The organism is Paracoccus marcusii (assembly GCF_028621715.1).
Taxonomy (GTDB): Bacteria; Pseudomonadota; Alphaproteobacteria; order Rhodobacterales; family Rhodobacteraceae; genus Paracoccus; species Paracoccus marcusii.
On record NZ_CP117466.1, the window covers coordinates 1 to 16,224 of the forward strand.

The window sequence follows — 16,224 nt, forward strand, 5'->3', positions numbered from 1 at the left end:
CCGTCGTAATCCATGATGGCGTTCTCGCACGCCGCTCGGCCGTCAGGACCGGGCAGGAGGCGCCGCCGGGAATCACCGCCTTGAGGTTCTTCCAGCCGCCGCGCACGCCGCCGCCATGCTTCTCGATCAGCTCCTTCATGCTGATCGACATGGCCTCCTCGACCACGCAGGGGGCATTCAGGTGGCCGGTCAGGCCGAACAGCTTAACGCCCGCGTTGTTCGGACGGCCAAAGCCCGCGAACCACTCCGCCCCGCGGCGCAGGATCGTCGGCACGACGGCGATGGATTCGACGTTGTTCACCGTGGTCGGACAGCCATAAAGGCCCGCACCCGCCGGAAACGGCGGCTTCATGCGCGGCATGCCCTTCTTGCCCTCCAGGCTTTCCAGCAGCGCGGTCTCCTCGCCACAGATATAGGCGCCGGCGCCGTGGTGCAGGTACAGGTCGAAATCCCATCCCGACCCGGCCGCATTCGCGCCCAGAAGCCCCGCATCATAGCATTCGTCGATGGCGGCCTGCAGGGCCTCCTTTTCGCGGATGTATTCGCCGCGCAGGTAGATGTAGCAGACATGCGCGTTCATCGCGAAGCTTGCGATCAGCGCACCCTCGATCAGGGTGTGCGGATCATGGCGCATGATCTCGCGGTCCTTGCAGGTCGCAGGCTCGGATTCGTCGGCGTTGATCACCAGATAGCTGGGCCGGCCGTCCGATTCCTTGGGCATGAAGGACCATTTCAGACCGGTCGGAAAGCCTGCGCCGCCACGTCCACGCAGCCCCGAAGCCTTGACCTGCTCGATGATCTTGTCGCGCCCGCGGCCGATGATGTCGCCGGTCCCGTCCCAATGGCCGCGCTTCTGCGCGCCCGCCAGGCTGCGGTCGCCCATGCCATACAGGTTGGTGAAAATGCGATCCTGGTCTTTCAGCATCCGATACGTCCTTTATTCCCGGCGTCACGCATTCCTGCGCCGCCAGATACGCCAGGTCACGATCAGCGACCAGACAAAAGCGCCGATGGCGGCAAGGTCGGCCAGAAAGGCCCACCGCGCCGCCCAGTCATAGTGCTGCCCGATCGCCTGGATGGCGAGCCAGATCAGCATGGTCGTCGCGATCACGATCGCGACCAGCCGCATCTGGCGGGCGTCCTGCGCGGGGTCCGCCATCACCCCGCCTCCTGCCTGCGTGCGGCCAGCGCGCGCGCCTGCCCCACCCAGTCGTCATTGCGGATGCGCGACGCGGCGCGGCCGATCCCGGCCGCCATGCGATCCACGTCGGCGTCGTCCCAGGCCGCGATCTGCGAGAACCGCGTCACGCCCGCCTGTTCCAGCGCCTGCTGGACCTTCGGCCCGATGCCCTTTATGGCCCGCAGGTCGTCCGGCCCGCCGGCATAGATGCTGCGCGCGGCGTCCGGCGTCTCGCGCGGGGCGGCCGGAGGAATGGCATCACCCGACGGCGCAATCTCGGGCGCAGCCGCAGGCGCCGGTGCCTGCCGGACGGGCGCGGCCGCCTGCGGCGGCAGCGGCATCGCGTCCCAGTCCGGCTCGTCCATTCGGACCCCGCGGGGATCGCCGAGCCAAGCCACCATCAGGGCCAGCAGGCCACCCGCGATCAGCGCCAGCACCAAGGCCGCCAGCCAGCCCATCTGCCCGAACAGGCCGATGCCCAGAAAGACCAGCAGCGCCGTGACGGCTCCGGTGGTTCTGCTGGCGGGTGTCATGGCTGGCGTCCTTTCTGCGGGTCGTCGGGCTGCGGTCAGTCGCGGTCCTTGTCATCCTTGCGCACATCGGCCGGTTCGCGCGCCGAAACCGGGCGCGCGGCCGAACTGGCCTGCGCCTCCTGCTCGGTCACGCCGGTCGAATCGACCGGTGCCCCGTCCGACGGGCGCGGTTCGCGTTCCGGCGCGGTGTCCACGCCGGTCTGGTCGTCCGCCGCGGCATCGGGCTTGCGGCGCCATTTCGTCAGGATCGGAACCTCGGTCCCGTCGATCCGCTTCAGCGTCTCGCCCAGGTCAGAGGCCAGTTGCACGCTGGCGTTGTGACCCTCCTGCCCCTTCAGATCGGCCAAGCTGGTCAGCCCGCTGACGGGTTCGGACGCAAAGCGACCGGTCTGCGATCCGGGCACCGGAACCTCTCCGGCCGACATGCGGTCGATCAGCGCCTCGAGGCTCTCGGGCGTCAGATCCTCATAGTAGTCCTTGCCGATCTGGGCCATCGGGGCGTTGGCGCAGGCGCCAAGGCACTCGACCTCCTCCCAGCTGAACTTGCCGTCGGCCGACAGGGTATGCGGCGTGGGCGCGATCTTGCGCTTGCAGACCGCGACCAGGTCCTCGGCTCCGCAGATCATGCAGGTCGTGGTGCCGCAGATCTGAATGTTCGCAACAGTCCCAACGGGTTGCAGCTGGAACATGAAGTAGAACGTCGCCACTTCCAGCGCCCGGATATAGGCCATGCCCAACAGTTCGGCGCAATATTCGATGGCGGGACGCGACAGCCAGCCTTCCTGTTCCTGGGCACGCCACAGGACAGGAATGATCGCCGATTGCTGACGACCTTCGGGGTATTTGGTGATCTGTGCCTGCGCCCATTCCAGGTTCGCAGGCGTGAATTCGAAACTGTCCGGCTGGACGGGGTGCAGGCGGCGCAGCATCAGCGGTCAACCTCTCCGAAGACGATATCCTGGGTGGCGATCAGGGCCGGGACGTCGGCCAGCAGATGGCCCTTGGACATCCAGTCCATGGATTGAAGGTGCAGGAACCCCGGCGCGCGAAGTTTCGCACGATAGGGACGGTTGGTGCCGTCGCTGACCAGATAGACGCCGAACTCGCCCTTGGGGGCCTCGACGGCGGCATAGACCTCTCCGGCGGGAACGCGGAAGCCCTCGGTGTACAGCTTGAAGTGATGGATCAGGCTTTCCATGTCCCGCTTCATGTCGCCCCGCTTGGGCGGGGTCAGCTTGCCGCGGGCCAGAACCTCGCCCGGCCCTTCGGCCCGCAGCTTGGCGATCGCCTGCTTCATGATCAGCGTCGATTCACGCATTTCCTGCATCCGGCACAGGAAACGGTCATAGCAGTCGCCGTTCGTACCGACCGGGATCTTGAAGTCGAACTCGTCATAGCATTCGTAAGGCTGGCTGCGACGCAGGTCCCAGGCCATGCCCGATCCGCGCACCATCACGCCCGAGAAACCCCAATCCAGCGCATCCTGTTCGGACACGATGCCGATGTCGACCAGCCGCTGCTTGAAGATGCGGTTTTCGGTCAGCAGCGTGTCCAGATCGTCCAGAACCTTGGGGAAACGCTCGCACCACGCCTCCATGTCGTCCAGCAGGTCGGGGGTCAGGTCCTGATGGACGCCGCCCGGCCGGAAATAGGCTGCATGCAGACGCGCGCCCGATGCGCGTTCATAGAAGATCATCAGATCCTCGCGCGCCTCGAAACCCCATAGCGGCGGGGTCAGGGCGCCGACGTCCAGCGCGCCGGTCGTCAGGCCCAGAAGGTGGTTCAGGATACGCCCCACCTCGCAGAACAGCACCCGGATCAGGCTGGCGCGGCGCGGCACGACCGTCCCGGTCAGACGTTCGATCGCCAGGCACCAGGCGTGTTCCTGGTTCATCGGCGACACGTAATCCAGCCGGTCGAAATACGGCAGGTTCTGAAGATAGGTCCGGCTTTCCATCAGCTTCTCGGTGCCGCGGTGCAGCAGGCCGATATGCGGGTCGGCGCGTTCCACGACCTCGCCGTCCAGCTCCAGCACCATGCGCAGCACACCATGCGCGGCAGGGTGTTGCGGACCGAAGTTGATGTTGAAGTTGCGAATGCGCTGTTCGCCGGTCACCAGGTCGTGGCTGCCGTCGTCATAGCTGTTCGCGCGGATGTCGCCGTCCATCATTTCGCGGCCCCCTTTTCGTCGCCGGGCAGGGCGTATTGCACGCCTTCCCAGGGCGACAGGAAATCGAACTGCCGGTATTCCTGCACCAGCGACACGGGCTCATAGATCACGCGCTTTTCGGCGTCGTCATATCGAACCTCGACATAACCGGTGGTCGGAAAGTCCTTGCGCAGCGGATGGCCGGAAAAGCCATAGTCGGTCAGGATGCGGCGCAGGTCCGGATGACCGGTGAACAGGATCCCGAACATGTCGAAGATCTCGCGCTCGAACCAGTTTGCGGCGGGATAGATCGCGGTCAGCGTCGGCAGCATCTCATCCTCGCGGATGGCGACCTTCACGCGGACGCGGTGGTTCTGGTACATCGACAGGAAGTGCCAGACGACGTCGAACCGCTGCTGGCGCGACGGGTAATCGACGGCGGTGATGTCGACCAGCGTGGAGAACCGGCAGCTGCTGTCGCTGCGCAGGAAATCCAGCAGATCCAGGATGCCGCTGGCCGTGGCCGTCACGGTCAGCTCGCCAAAGGCCACGTCGGTGCCGATGACCTCGTTCGGGCGGCGCAGCTTGATGTGCTCGGCCAGCTGGTCCAGCGCGTCGGGATCGGTATAGGTCGCCATGATCACCTCACCAGCGTGCCGGTGCGCCGGATGCGGCGCTGAAGTTGCAGGATGCCGTAAAGCAGCGCCTCGGCGGTCGGCGGGCAACCGGGGACATAGATGTCCACGGGCACGATCCGGTCGCATCCGCGCACCACGGAATAGCTGTAATGGTAATAGCCGCCGCCATTGGCGCAGCTGCCCATGCTGATGACATAGCGCGGCTCCGGCATCTGGTCATAGACCTTGCGCAGCGCCGGGGCCATCTTGTTGGTCAGCGTGCCCGCCACGATCATCAGGTCCGACTGGCGCGGGGAGGCGCGCGGCGCGGTCCCGAAGCGTTCCAGGTCATAGCGCGGCATCGAGGTCTGCATCATCTCGACCGCGCAGCAGGCCAGGCCGAACGTCATCCAGTGCAGCGAGCCGTTGCGCGCCCAGTTGATGATGTCCTCGGTCGTGGTCAGCAGGAAACCCTTGTCCTGCAGCTCCGCGTTCAAGGCCTTGGTCGCGTATTCGCGATCGGGTCCGGCGGTATTCGCCCCTGCCATCACGCCCATTCCAAGGCTCCTTTCTTCCACTCGTAGGCAAAGCCCACGGTCAGCACGCCCAGGAACGCCATCATCGACCAGAACGCGGTCTCGCTGATCGCCTGGAAGCTGACCGCCCAGGGGAACAGGAACGCGACCTCGAGGTCGAAGATGATGAACAGGATCGACACCAGATAGAATCGCACGTCGAACTTCATCCGCGCGTCGTCGAACGGGTTGAAGCCCGACTCATAGGCACTGACCTTTTCGGGGTCGGGATTGCGCACGGCGATGACGAACGCGGACAGCAGCAAGATCAGCGCAAGCGCCGAGGCCATCGCCGCGAAGACGAGGATGGGCAGATAGTCCTGCGTAATGTTTTGCACGGGTGACGATCCCCTTGTCGGTCGCGGGGATCACGGCTGACCCCGCGACGGGTTGGCTGAGTGCGGTTTAGACCCGTGACCGTCCGGGGTCAACGGGCGCAGGGGATCGAAAGCGCGGCGAATTGTTGCAATGCGGCGCGGATCAGTCGCGGATTTCGCCCGCGTCCACGCCCCAGATCGCCGTCTTGGGCACCCAGCCCCGCTGGCCGCCGCCCGACACGCGGCACCATTCGGGCTCGCATTCGTTCAGCCGCAGGATGGCCCCGGCCTCGGCCCGCGCCACGATGTCGGAATCGCGATGCGGTCGGGCGCGCAGTTCCAGCATGTCCTGGGTGACCAGTGCTGTGCGGACCCCCGACAGTAGCGCATAGTGGATCCAGCCCCCTGCCCCATCCTTGTCCTCGACCCGGCGCCAATGACCGAATTCGGCCACCACCCGCAGCGGCATCCCCGCATGGCGGAACACCCAGTCGATGCGGTGAGACAGGCTGGGCCCGCGCCGGGCGTTGCCTTCGTTGCCCTTCAGGCTGACATAGCGGGGCAGCGGCAGGTTGGTCACCGGACCCCGCTGTTCGGTCGCACCCTGGCTTTGTTGCGGTTCGCTTTGGGCCATCGCCTGCGGGGCGGCAGCCCCCATCATCGCCACAAGCGCAAGTGCCACCCTTGCGCCCGTCCTGCCTGGCCGTGCCGTCATGCGTTGTCCGTTCCTGTCCTGTGCGGGGCGCGGACGCCCCTTCTGGGGTCTTGTGCCTGCCCCTCAACGCGGGCAGTTTGCCAAAAGCGTCCGCCGATGGGAAGGGCGTGCCTGCAGGCGACCGATCAAGGCTCTGACACAGTGAGGTGACCATGCCCGCCACCCCCGCAGCCCCCCGCAGCAGACTGCGCGTCGCCGTGACGCGCCGCCTGCCCGAGGCGGTCGAGACCCGCATGTCCGAACTGTTCGACGTGGCCCTGCGCGACGACGACCGCAAGATGTCGTCCGATCAGCTGGTATCGCTGATGCAGGACGCGGACGTCCTGGTGCCGACCGTGACCGACCAGATCACCGCCGCCATGCTGGCCCGCGCGGGCGAGCGGCTGAAGCTGATCGCGAATTTCGGCGCGGGCATCGACCATATCGACGTGATGTCCGCCCGCCAGCGCGGCGTTCTGGTCAGCAACACCCCCGGCGTCGTGACCGAGGACACCGCCGACATGACGCTGGCGCTGATCTTGGCCGTGACCCGCAAGATCCCCGAGGGCCTGGCCGAGATGCAGGCCGGACGCTGGCAGGGCTGGTCGCCCACCGCCCATCTGGGCGGGCGCGTCGGCGGGCGGCGTCTTGGCATCCTGGGCATGGGCCGCATCGGCCAGGCGGTCGCGCGCCGCGCCGCCGCCTTCGGCATGCAGGTCCACTATCACAACCGCCGCCGCCTGCGCCCCGAGATCGAGGAGGCCCTGGGCGCGACCTGGTGGGAGAGCCTGGACCAGATGCTGGCGCGCATGGACATCGTCAGCGTGAACGCGCCGCACACGCCCTCGACCTTCCACCTTCTGAACGCGCGTCGGCTGAAGCTGATGAAGCCGACCGCCGTGATCGTGAACACCTCGCGCGGCGAGGTCATCGACGAGAACGCCCTGACCCGCATGCTGCGCGCCGGAGAGATCGCGGGCGCGGGCCTGGACGTCTTCGAGCATGGCCACGAGATCAACCCCCGCCTGCGCGAGCTGCCCAACGTCGTCCTGCTGCCGCATATGGGCAGCGCGACCGTCGAGGGCCGCGCCGAGATGGGCGAGAAGGTGATCATCAACATCAAGACCTTTTCCGACGGGCACCGCCCGCCCGACCTGGTCGTGCCGTCGATGCTGTGATGACGATGCGTTGGGCCGTGTCGGTCCTGTTTTTCGTGAACGGCCTGCTGGTGGGCAGCTGGGCGCCGAAAATTCCCGTCCTGATGGAAAGGCTTGGCATCACCGAGGCCAGCGCCGGGGTGATCGTGCTGGGGCTGGGCCTGGGCTCGATCTGCGTGATGCCGCTGTTCGGGGCGATGGTCGCACGGGCCGGATCGGCCAGCGCCGTGAGGCTGGCCGCGTGGCTGGCCGCGCCGTCGATGATCTGGATCTCTCTGGCGCCGACCTATTGGACGGTGGCGGCGACCGTGGTGCTGTTCGGCGGCATGGTCGGCGGCATGGACGTGGCGATGAATGCCAACGCGGTTGCGGTGGAACGCGCGCGTGGCCGGGCGATCATGTCGTCCTGCCACGGATTCTGGAGCCTGGGCGCCTTTGCCGGCGCCGCCGCGGGCGGCTGGCTGATCCAGCGATTCGGGGAACTGGCCCATGCCGCCGTCATCACCGCAGTCTTTGCGCTGGTGCTGCTGTGGGCGCTGCCGCGGCTGCTGCAGGACGCCCCCGATGCGGGCGCGCCCAAGGCGCCGCTGCGCCTGCCGCGCAGCCCCCTGCCCTGGCTGATCGGGCTGATGGCCCTGGCCGCGATGATTCCCGAGGGCGCGATCCTGGATTGGGCCGCCGTCTATCTGCAGCGCGAGATGGGCGCGTCGCTGTCCGTCGCGGGCCTGGGCTTTGCCGCCTGCGCGGGCACGATGGCGGCGATGCGCTTTGCGGGCGACGGACTGCGCCGGCGCTTTGGCGCGGTCACCACCCTGCGCGCCAGTTCGGCCGTGGCGATGGCGGGCCTGGTCCTGGCCGGGCTGTCCAGCAGCCCCGCCCCGGCGATCGCGGGGTTCGCGTTGGCGGGCATCGGCATCGCGAACATGGTGCCCATCGCCTTTTCCGCGGCCGGGAACGTGCCGGGGCTTGCCGCAGGCATGGGCCTGTCGGTGGTCACGATGATGGGCTATTCCGGCATCCTGCTGGCGCCGGGCAGCATCGGTTTCCTGGCCGAACACCTCAGCCTTGGCACCATCTATCTGGGACTTGCCGCCCTGCTGCTGATCCCGCTGCTGCTGTCCCGCCTGGCCGCCACCGCCGATTTCGAACCGCGCGACGACTGAGCGCCGCCTTAGCGGTACAGTTCGGCCGCGGCAGGAAAGCTGCGGTCACGGACCGCGGCCGCATAGGCGGCGATGGCCTGGTCGGCCTCTTTGCCCAATTCCCCGAAACGGCGGACAAAGCGCGGCACGCGACCCGACAGGCCCAGCATGTCGTCCAGCACCAGGATCTGCCCGTCGCAGCGCGCGCTGGCGCCGATGCCGATGGTCGGCACGGCGATGGCATCGGTGATCTGATCGGCCAAGGCCTCCATCACCCCCTCGACCACGACGCTGAACGCGCCCGCATCGGCGACCGCGCGGGCATCCGCGACGAAGGCGGGCCAAGTGGCTGGATCGCGGCCCTGCGTCTTGAAGCCGCCCATCGTGTTCGTGGCCTGCGGCGTCAGGCCGACATGGGCCATGACCGGGATGCCGCGGTCGACCAGAAAGCGGATGGTGGGGGCCATGCGGGCGCCCCCCTCCAGCTTGACGGCGCCGGCGCCGGTCTGGGCCATCACGCGGGCGGCGTTGCGGAACGCCTGTTCCGGCGATTCCTCATAACTTCCGAAGGGCATGTCGATGACGACCATGGCGCGGTCGGACCCGCGCATGACGGCTTGGCCGTGCAGGATCATCATCTCCAGCGTGACCCCGATCGTCGAAGGCAGGCCGTGGACCACCATGCCCAGGCTGTCGCCCACCAAAATCACGTCGGCATGGGCATCGACCATTGCCGCCATCGGCGCGGTATAGGCGGTCAGCGCAACGATGGGGGTCGAACCCTTGCAGTCGGCGATCTGGGGCGCGGTGACGCGGCGGACGGGGGCTTGCGCGGACATGGGTCGGCCTTTCAAGGGGATGCGCGGGGCCGCGCGGGTCAGGGATGGGCGGTGCGCTGGTCGATCAGCAGCACGTCGCCGAAACGGATCGCCAGCAGGATCGCCACCGGACCGCCCACGACGGCGATGCGTGACAGGTCGCGCGCGTCGCGGATGTCGATCGAGCGGATGTCGGCCCGCGGTTCCGTGGACAGGATGGCGCGGATCTGGCGGCGCAACAGGCTGACGGGCGTGCCCATCGCGACCGATTCCGCCGCATGGTCCAGCGCACGGGCCAGCACCGGGGCGGCGGCGCGATCCTCGGCCGTCAGGCGCTGGTTGCGCGAGGACATGGCCAGCCCGTCGGGTTCGCGCACGGTCGGCACGGGCAGGATGGTCACGGGAATGTCCAGGTCCTCGACCATGCGGGTGATCAGGGTCAGCTGCTGATAGTCCTTTTCGCCGAAGGCCGCGGCCTGGGGCTGGACGATGTTGAACAGCTTGGTGACCACAGTCGCCACGCCGCGGAAATGGCCAGGGCGCAGGCGGCCCATCAGGATGCCGCCCAACTGCGTCACCTGCACATGGGTCTGCGCACCGGGGCGCCAGATGTCGGACACCTGCGGCAGGAACACCGCGTCGCAACCGGCCTTGCGCAGCAGGTCCAGGTCCTGCGCCTCCTGCCGAGGATACTTGTCCAGATCCTCGTTCGGGCCGAACTGCGCGGGGTTCACGAAGATCGAGGTCACCACCCGGCCGCCGCCCTGCCGATCCAGCCAGTCGCGGGCCCGCGCGACCAGGGTCAAGTGGCCCTGATGCAGCGCGCCCATCGTCGGCACCAGGGCTGTGCGGCCCGCGTCCCGGCGCCAGGCGCGCATGGCGTCGGTGCTGCGGCAGATGTCCATGGTGCCCCCTTGTTGGCGTGGGCCGCAACCTAGCGACGGGGGCGGGTCTGGGCAAGGCCATGTCGTTTTTCGCCCGCAGATGTCGGGCGCCTTTGACGCGGCGTTTCACCGATGGGGCATCACAGGCGAAACGGTTCCAACAGGAGAGCGCGATGACGTCGCATGTGAAGGTTCTGGTCGTGGGCGGGGGCGCGGTCGGATGCGGCATCGCGCTGCATCTGGCGCGCGCGGGCTGGGACACGCTGCTGGTCGAACGCGACGAGCTGACCGCCGGATCGACCTGGCACGCGGCGGGGCTGCTGCCCCTGTTCAACATGGGCTATGCGACCAGCCATATCCACGATTACTCGGTCAAGCTCTATGCCGGGCTGGAGGCCGAGACGGGGCTGAACGCGGGCTTCACCCGCTGCGGCAACCTGCGCATGGCGCAGACGGATGGGCGGATGGACGAATACATGCTGTATTCCGCCACCGCCGAGACGATCGGGATCGAGCATCAGTTCCTGACCCCCGCCCAGATCAAGGAGCGCTGGCCGCTGGTCCGCACCGAGGACCTGAAGGGCGCGCTGTTCCACCCGACCGACGGATACATCAACCCCGCCGACGTGACCCAGGCCATGGCCAAGGGCGCGCGGATGGCGGGCTGCCGGATCGAGCGCAAGATCCAGGTGAACGCCTATCGCTGGACCGGCAGCGAATGGGTCGTGACGGTGGAAAAGATGGTCGATCGCGGCGGCAACCTGATCCCGTCCGGAGAGGTCTATGACATCCACGCCGAACATGTGGTGACCGCGACCGGCAACCACGCACAGCGCACGGCCAAGCTGCTGGGCATCAAGATCCCCGCCATCCCGGTCGAACACCAGTTCATCGTAACCGAGCCAGACCCCGCGCTGATGCGCTGGCGCGCCGAAGGCAACCCCGAGCATCCGGTCCTGCGCGATGCCGATGCCAAGTGGTATGTCCGCGAGGAGCGCGGCGGCTGGATCCTGGGTCCCTATGAAAAAGGCGCACCCGCGCGGTTCGAATACGGCGTGCCGGACAGCTTCCGCGCCGACCTGTTCCCCCTGGACCTGGAGCGGATCGAGGAGGAGTACATGGCGATGATCCATCGCATTCCGACCTCGGAGACGGTGGGTCTGAAGGACGACTTCAACGGCCCGATCTGCTATACCCCCGACGGCAACCCGCTGGTCGGACCCGCGCCGGGCCTGCGCAACATGTGGCTGGCCGAGGGGTTCAGCTTTGGCATCACCGCAGCCGGGGGCGTGGGCCATTACCTGGCGCAGATGATGACCGAGGGCGAGGCCGAGATCGACATGGCCTCGCTGGACCCCCGCCGGTTCGGGTCCTGGATGACCACGGAATACGCCGCCCGCAAGAACGAGGAGGCCTATGACCACGTCTTCATCCTGCACCATCCCGACGAGGAGCGGCCCGCCTGCCGCCCGCTGCGTACCTCGCCTGCCTATGACCGGCAGGCGGCGCATGGCGCGCAGTTCGGGCATGTGAACGGGTGGGAACGCCCGAACTACTACGCGCCCGAGGGCTTTGACGACCATGACAGCCGCAGCTTCCGTCGCGGCGGATGGTGGCAATACGCCAAGGCCGAGGCCGAGGCCGTGCGCCAGACGGCGGGCCTGGTCGATGCGACGGCGTTTGCCAAGCACACCGTCACCGGGCCCGGGGCGACCGCCTTCCTGGACTGGTTGACCACCAACAAGCTTCCCAAGGTGGGGCGGATCAACCTGACCTATGCGCTGACCGATGCCGGGACGGTGCGGACCGAATACACGATCGTGCGGCGCGGAGAGCAGGATTACTACCTGGTCAGCGCCGGGGCCTGGACGGATTACGACCGCGACAACCTGCTGAAATTGGCGCAGGATTTCATGGCCGCTGGGGGCGAATACGTCCATGTGCAGGACGTGACCACGCAATGGGGCGTCTTTGCCCTGGCAGGGCCTGAGAGCCGGAACATCCTGGCCCGGATGATCCGTGACGCGGAACCTGCGACCGCCCTGTCGAACAAGCGCTTTCCCTGGCTGTCGATGCGCAACATCGAGCTGGGCATGGTCCCGGTCATGGCCATCCGCGTCGCCTATACCGGCGAGCTGGGATGGGAGCTGCACCACCCGATCGAGATGCAGAACCACCTGTTCGACAAGCTGATCGCCGCCGGAGAGCCGTCTGGCATGAAGCTGGTCGGCGCTCGGGCTCAGAACTGGCTGCGCCAGGAGAAGTCGTACCGCGCCTTCGGCACCGAACTGGGCCGGGATGCGACGCCGCTGGAGGCGGGGTTGGACCGGTTCGTGGACCTGGGCAAGGAGTTCCGCGGCAAGGCCGCGATGCAGGCCAAGGGGATCCGGTCCACCTGTGTCACGCTGCTGATCGACGGGCCGGCGGATGCGGACCCCTGGGGCCGCGAGGCGCTGTTCCTGGACGGGGAAAAGATCGGGCGCCTGACCTCGGGTGGCTATTCGGCGGCCTTCGGCAAGCAGATCGGCATGGGCTATGTCCGCCCCGACCTGGCGACGCCCGGCACCAAGCTTCAGGTGCGGATGTTCCGCGAGCTGTATGACGCGGTGGTGACCGAGGACAGCCCGCACGACCCGCAGAACGCCCGCATTCGCGTCGACGGCTGACAAGGTTGCGCAGGCGGTCCCCCCGCGATCGCCTGCGCACGGACGCCAAGGGTACCGATGGTTGGATCGGCCTATGTCGTCACCGATTGACCGGCGTACGGGGCAGCGGGACTGACCATGGTCGCCGCATCCGGCGGATCATCCTCCGCGTGCCAACAAAAGCTGTTTGTGCACCCGGAATCACCCAGACCATCGTCGCAGGCAATCACGATGGAATTCGGGCTATTGCCGCCTGACGCCAAGCCGCAGGCCACAAATGACAAAGGCCAGACCCGAGGGTCTGGCCTTTTGTTTTTGGAGCGGGCGAGGCGATTCGAACGCCCGACCCTAACCTTGGCAAGGTTATGCTCTACCCCTGAGCTACGCCCGCACTCCAGTTCCTCTTGCGATCCGTTTCACCGTCTCGCCTTCGGTGAGCGGGTATTTACGAAAGCCCGCCGGGGGGTGCAAGAGGAAAAAACGCACCATCGGCGATTTTCTTTTGCACCCCCTGCCCTACTCCGCAGCGCGGCTACGGGCCGGGTTCAGCATGGGTCCAAGATAGCGCCCGGTATGGCTGGCCTCGACCTGCGCGACGTCCTCCGGCGTGCCTGCCGCCACGATCACGCCGCCGCCATCGCCGCCCTCGGGGCCGATGTCGATGATCCAGTCCGCCGTCTTGATGACGTCCAGGTTATGCTCGATCACGATGACCGAATTGCCCTGATCGACCAGTTCGTGCAGCACCTCCAGCAGCTTGCGGACATCCTCGAAATGCAGACCCGTCGTCGGCTCGTCCAGGATATACAGCGTGCGGCCAGTGGACCGACGAGACAGCTCCTTGGACAGCTTGACGCGCTGCGCCTCGCCACCCGACAGGGTCGTCGCCTGCTGGCCCACCTTGATGTAGCCGAGGCCCACCTGCATCAGCGCGTCCATCTTCTCGCGGATCGAGGGGACGGCGCTGAAGAATTCCTGCGCGTCCTCCACAGTCATGTCCAGCACATCGGCGATGGACTTGCCCTTGAACTGCACCTCCAGCGTCTCGCGGTTATAGCGCTTGCCCTTGCAGGTCTCGCACTCGACATAGACGTCGGGCAAGAAGTGCATCTCGATCTTGATGACACCGTCGCCCTGGCAGGCCTCGCAGCGCCCGCCCTTGACGTTGAAGCTGAACCGGCCCGGCTTGTAGCCACGCGCCTTGGCCTCAGGCAGGCCCGCGAACCAGTCGCGGATGGGCGTAAAGGCGCCGGTATAGGTCGCCGGGTTGGACCGCGGCGTGCGCCCGATGGGGCGCTGGTCGATGTCGATGACTTTGTCCAGATGCTCCAGCCCACGGATCGTCTCGCAGGGCGCGGGGGTCTGGCGGGCGCCGTTCAGGCGCAGGGATGCGGTCTTGAACAGCGTCTCGATGGTCAGGGTGGACTTGCCGCCCCCCGACACGCCCGACACGCAGACGAAGCGGCCCAGCGGGAATTCGGCGGTGACATCCTTGAGGTTGTTGCCGGTCGCCTTGACCACGGTGACCTTCTTGCCGTTGCCCTTGCGGCGGGTCTCGGGGACCTCGATCGCGCGCTTGCCGGACAGATACTGGCCAGTCAGGCTGTCGGGATCGGCGGCAATCTCGGCAGGCGTGCCCTTGCTGACCACGCTGCCGCCATGCACCCCCGCCCCCGGCCCCATGTCAAAGACATAGTCGGCATGGCGGATCGCATCCTCGTCATGCTCGACCACCAACACCGAGTTGCCCTGGTCGCGCAGGTTCATCAGCGTGGTCAGCAACCGGTCGTTGTCGCGCTGGTGCAGGCCGATGGACGGCTCGTCCAGAACGTACAGCACGCCCGTCAGGCCCGACCCGATCTGGCTGGCCAAGCGAATGCGCTGGCTTTCGCCGCCCGACAGCGTGCCTGCCGCGCGCGACAGGGTCAGATAGTTCAGGCCCACATTGACCAGGAATCCCAGCCGCTCGCGGATCTCCTTGAGGATTGCGGCGGCGATCTCGGCCTTCTGCTTGGACAGGTGGTTCGGCGCGTCGGTTATCCAGTCCAGCGCCTCCTGGATCGACAGCTGCACGACCTCGCCCACGTGGTTGCCGGCGATCTTGACCGCCAGCGCCTCGGGCTTCAGGCGATAGCCTCCGCAGGCGCCGCAGGGGCGGTTGTTCTGATAACGCTCGAACTCCTCGCGCACCCAGGCGCTGTCGGTCTCGCGCAGGCGGCGTTCCATGTTGGGAATCACGCCCTCGAAGACGCGGCTGATCTCATAGACACGGCCGGCGTCGTCAAAGCGGAACTTGATCTCGTCCTTGCCCGACCCGCGCAGGAACATCTGCTGGACGCTGTCGGGCAGATCCTTCCACGGGGTCTTCTTGTCAAAACCGTAATGCTTCGCCAGCGCGTTGATGGTCTGGGTCAGGTAGGCCGACTTGGTCTTGGCCCAAGGCACGATCGCGCCCTTGTCCACCGACAGGGCCGCGTCGGGCACGACCAGGCGGTCGTCGAAGAACAGCTCGACCCCCAGACCGTCACAGACCGGGCAGGCGCCGAACGGCGCGTTGAACGAAAACAGCCGCGGCTCGATCTCGGGGATGGTGAAGCCGCTGACGGGGCATGCGAACTTCTCGGAAAAGGTCAGGCGCTCGGGTTCGCCCTCGGCCCCCTCCTCCTGCGCCAGCTCCAGATGGGCGATGCCGTCGGCCAGGTTCAGCGCGGTGCGCAGACTGTCTGCCAGCCGCGTCTCCAGCCCCTCGCGCACGACGATGCGGTCGACCACGATATCGATGTTGTGGCGGAACTTCTTGTCCAGGGTCGGCGCGTCGTCCAGGTCGTGGAAGGTGCCGTTGATCTTAACCCGCTGAAAGCCCTGGCGGCGCAGTTCGGCCAGCTCCTTCTTGTACTCGCCTTTGCGGTCGCGGACGATGGGGGCCAGCAGATAGGCGCGCGTGCCTTCGGGCAGGGCCATGGTGCGGTCGACCATGTCCTGGACCTGCTGCGCCTCGATCGGCAGGCCGGTCACGGGGGAATAGGGCGTCCCGGCGCGCGCGAACAGCAGACGCAGATAATCGTAGATCTCGGTGACCGTGCCCACGGTGGAACGCGGGTTCTTGGAGGTCGTCTTCTGCTCGATGCTGATCGCGGGGGACAGGCCGCTGATATGGTCGACATCGGGCTTGCCCATCATGTCCAGGAACTGGCGCGCATAGGCCGACAGGCTTTCGACATAGCGGCGCTGCCCCTCGGCATAGACCGTGTCGAAGGCCAGGGACGACTTGCCGGACCCCGACAGACCGGTGATCACCACCAGCTGATCGCGGGGGATATCCATGTCGACGTTTTTCAGATTGTGTTCGCGCGCGCCGCGAACCTCGATGAACTTCTGTTCCATACGTGCCCCTCTGACCAGTCGCATCAGATAGGGACGCTTGGGCGAAAAGCAAGTTCCATCAGCGAACGAAGGCGGAACATCGCTGCGGCACCGTAACATCTGCTGCGTGGCCTATCAGCTTTTGGTCGC

Annotated in this window: 14 protein-coding genes, 1 tRNA gene and 1 pseudogene; 3 read left to right on the forward strand and 13 right to left on the reverse strand. The window is 66.9% G+C overall.

Going from position 1 to position 16,224, the window contains the following annotated elements; all coding sequences use genetic code 11:
- Positions 1 to 2 precede the first annotated feature (2 nt).
- From nuoF to PRL19_RS00045, 9 genes and pseudogenes are all read right to left on the reverse strand, one after another.
- Positions 3 to 925: pseudogene (nuoF, locus tag PRL19_RS00005) on the reverse strand (NADH-quinone oxidoreductase subunit NuoF); the annotation flags it as partial.
- Positions 926 to 949: 24 nt separating this feature from the next.
- Positions 950 to 1,159: a DUF5337 domain-containing protein gene (locus PRL19_RS00010; protein WP_045998811.1), complete on the reverse strand. Its 210-nt coding sequence runs from the start codon at positions 1,157 to 1,159 to the stop codon at positions 950 to 952.
- Positions 1,159 to 1,713: a hypothetical protein gene (locus tag PRL19_RS00015; RefSeq protein WP_273743503.1), complete on the reverse strand. Its 555-nt coding sequence runs from the start codon at positions 1,711 to 1,713 to the stop codon at positions 1,159 to 1,161. The genes PRL19_RS00010 and PRL19_RS00015 overlap by 1 nt, the downstream gene beginning before the upstream one ends.
- 35 nt (positions 1,714 to 1,748) lie before the next feature.
- The gene (gene nuoE / locus PRL19_RS00020; protein WP_045998810.1) at positions 1,749 to 2,642 is read right to left on the reverse strand and encodes an NADH-quinone oxidoreductase subunit NuoE; all 894 of its coding nucleotides are present in this window, start codon (positions 2,640 to 2,642) and stop codon (positions 1,749 to 1,751) included.
- The gene (locus PRL19_RS00025) at positions 2,642 to 3,883 is read right to left on the reverse strand and encodes an NADH-quinone oxidoreductase subunit D (protein WP_045998809.1); all 1,242 of its coding nucleotides are present in this window, start codon (positions 3,881 to 3,883) and stop codon (positions 2,642 to 2,644) included. The genes nuoE and PRL19_RS00025 overlap by 1 nt, the downstream gene beginning before the upstream one ends.
- Positions 3,880 to 4,500: an NADH-quinone oxidoreductase subunit C gene (locus PRL19_RS00030; protein WP_273743504.1), complete on the reverse strand. Its 621-nt coding sequence runs from the start codon at positions 4,498 to 4,500 to the stop codon at positions 3,880 to 3,882. Before PRL19_RS00030 ends, PRL19_RS00025 begins: the two co-directional genes overlap by 4 nt.
- 2 nt (positions 4,501 to 4,502) lie before the next feature.
- Positions 4,503 to 5,027 carry a NuoB/complex I 20 kDa subunit family protein gene (locus tag PRL19_RS00035; RefSeq protein ID WP_176695081.1) on the reverse strand — a complete coding sequence of 175 codons (525 nt, stop codon included), beginning with the start codon at positions 5,025 to 5,027 and terminating at the stop codon, positions 4,503 to 4,505.
- Positions 5,027 to 5,344 carry an NADH-quinone oxidoreductase subunit A gene (gene ndhC, locus PRL19_RS00040; protein WP_206692694.1) on the reverse strand — a complete coding sequence of 106 codons (318 nt, stop codon included), beginning with the start codon at positions 5,342 to 5,344 and terminating at the stop codon, positions 5,027 to 5,029. The genes PRL19_RS00035 and ndhC overlap by 1 nt, the downstream gene beginning before the upstream one ends.
- A 190-nt stretch (positions 5,345 to 5,534) precedes the next feature.
- Complete coding sequence (locus PRL19_RS00045; RefSeq protein WP_148912076.1) at positions 5,535 to 6,086, reverse strand: SH3 domain-containing protein; 552 nt, start codon at positions 6,084 to 6,086, stop codon at positions 5,535 to 5,537.
- Positions 6,087 to 6,238: 152 nt separating this feature from the next.
- On the opposite strand from PRL19_RS00045, the gene PRL19_RS00050 reads away from it, so the two are divergent.
- Together PRL19_RS00050 and PRL19_RS00055 are read left to right on the forward strand one after the other, a co-directional pair.
- Positions 6,239 to 7,243, forward strand: coding sequence for a 2-hydroxyacid dehydrogenase (locus tag PRL19_RS00050; protein WP_273743505.1), 1,005 nt, complete (start codon positions 6,239 to 6,241; stop codon positions 7,241 to 7,243).
- A complete protein-coding gene (locus PRL19_RS00055) occupies positions 7,243 to 8,385 on the forward strand; it encodes an MFS transporter (protein WP_273743506.1) in 1,143 nt (380 codons plus the stop codon). Before PRL19_RS00050 ends, PRL19_RS00055 begins: the two co-directional genes overlap by 1 nt.
- Before the next feature lie 8 nt (positions 8,386 to 8,393).
- Here PRL19_RS00055 and panB read toward each other — a convergent pair whose 3' ends face one another.
- Positions 8,394 to 9,203 carry a 3-methyl-2-oxobutanoate hydroxymethyltransferase gene (gene panB / locus PRL19_RS00060; RefSeq protein WP_273743507.1) on the reverse strand — a complete coding sequence of 270 codons (810 nt, stop codon included), beginning with the start codon at positions 9,201 to 9,203 and terminating at the stop codon, positions 8,394 to 8,396.
- Between the two features lie 38 nt (positions 9,204 to 9,241).
- Entirely contained in the window at positions 9,242 to 10,087 is an 846-nt protein-coding gene (gene panC / locus PRL19_RS00065; RefSeq protein WP_273743508.1) for a pantoate--beta-alanine ligase, read from the reverse strand.
- A 152-nt stretch (positions 10,088 to 10,239) separates the two neighbouring features.
- Between panC and PRL19_RS00070 the strand changes: the two genes are divergently transcribed.
- The gene (locus tag PRL19_RS00070; RefSeq protein ID WP_273743509.1) at positions 10,240 to 12,732 is read left to right on the forward strand and encodes a GcvT family protein; all 2,493 of its coding nucleotides are present in this window, start codon (positions 10,240 to 10,242) and stop codon (positions 12,730 to 12,732) included.
- A gap of 295 nt (positions 12,733 to 13,027) precedes the next feature.
- On the opposite strand, the gene PRL19_RS00075 is transcribed toward PRL19_RS00070, so the two are convergent.
- Together PRL19_RS00075 and uvrA are read right to left on the reverse strand one after the other, a co-directional pair.
- Positions 13,028 to 13,102, reverse strand: a tRNA-Gly gene (locus PRL19_RS00075).
- A gap of 125 nt (positions 13,103 to 13,227) precedes the next feature.
- On the reverse strand, positions 13,228 to 16,095 hold the full coding sequence (uvrA, locus tag PRL19_RS00080) for an excinuclease ABC subunit UvrA (protein ID WP_273743510.1): 2,868 nt from the start codon (positions 16,093 to 16,095) through the stop codon (positions 13,228 to 13,230).
- Positions 16,096 to 16,224: the final 129 nt, after the last annotated feature.

Bases quoted from the DNA above. Each gene is read 5' to 3' on its own strand.
- uvrA (WP_273743510.1), bottom strand. From the start codon at position 16,095: ATGGAACAGAAGTTCATCGAGGTTCGCGGCGCGCGCGAACACAATCTG.
- nuoE (WP_045998810.1), bottom strand. From the start codon at position 2,642: ATGCTGCGCCGCCTGCACCCCGTCCAGCCGGACAGTTTCGAATTCACG.
- panC (WP_273743508.1), bottom strand. From the start codon at position 10,087: ATGGACATCTGCCGCAGCACCGACGCCATGCGCGCCTGGCGCCGGGAC.
- panB (WP_273743507.1), bottom strand. From the start codon at position 9,203: ATGTCCGCGCAAGCCCCCGTCCGCCGCGTCACCGCGCCCCAGATCGCC.
- PRL19_RS00010 (WP_045998811.1), bottom strand. From the start codon at position 1,159: ATGGCGGACCCCGCGCAGGACGCCCGCCAGATGCGGCTGGTCGCGATC.
- PRL19_RS00050 (WP_273743505.1), top strand. From the start codon at position 6,239: ATGCCCGCCACCCCCGCAGCCCCCCGCAGCAGACTGCGCGTCGCCGTG.
- PRL19_RS00045 (WP_148912076.1), bottom strand. From the start codon at position 6,086: ATGACGGCACGGCCAGGCAGGACGGGCGCAAGGGTGGCACTTGCGCTT.
- PRL19_RS00025 (WP_045998809.1), bottom strand. From the start codon at position 3,883: ATGATGGACGGCGACATCCGCGCGAACAGCTATGACGACGGCAGCCAC.
- PRL19_RS00055 (WP_273743506.1), top strand. From the start codon at position 7,243: ATGACGATGCGTTGGGCCGTGTCGGTCCTGTTTTTCGTGAACGGCCTG.
- PRL19_RS00015 (WP_273743503.1), bottom strand. From the start codon at position 1,713: ATGACACCCGCCAGCAGAACCACCGGAGCCGTCACGGCGCTGCTGGTC.
- PRL19_RS00030 (WP_273743504.1), bottom strand. From the start codon at position 4,500: ATGGCGACCTATACCGATCCCGACGCGCTGGACCAGCTGGCCGAGCAC.
- PRL19_RS00070 (WP_273743509.1), top strand. From the start codon at position 10,240: ATGACGTCGCATGTGAAGGTTCTGGTCGTGGGCGGGGGCGCGGTCGGA.
- PRL19_RS00035 (WP_176695081.1), bottom strand. From the start codon at position 5,027: ATGGCAGGGGCGAATACCGCCGGACCCGATCGCGAATACGCGACCAAG.
- ndhC (WP_206692694.1), bottom strand. From the start codon at position 5,344: ATGGCCTCGGCGCTTGCGCTGATCTTGCTGCTGTCCGCGTTCGTCATC.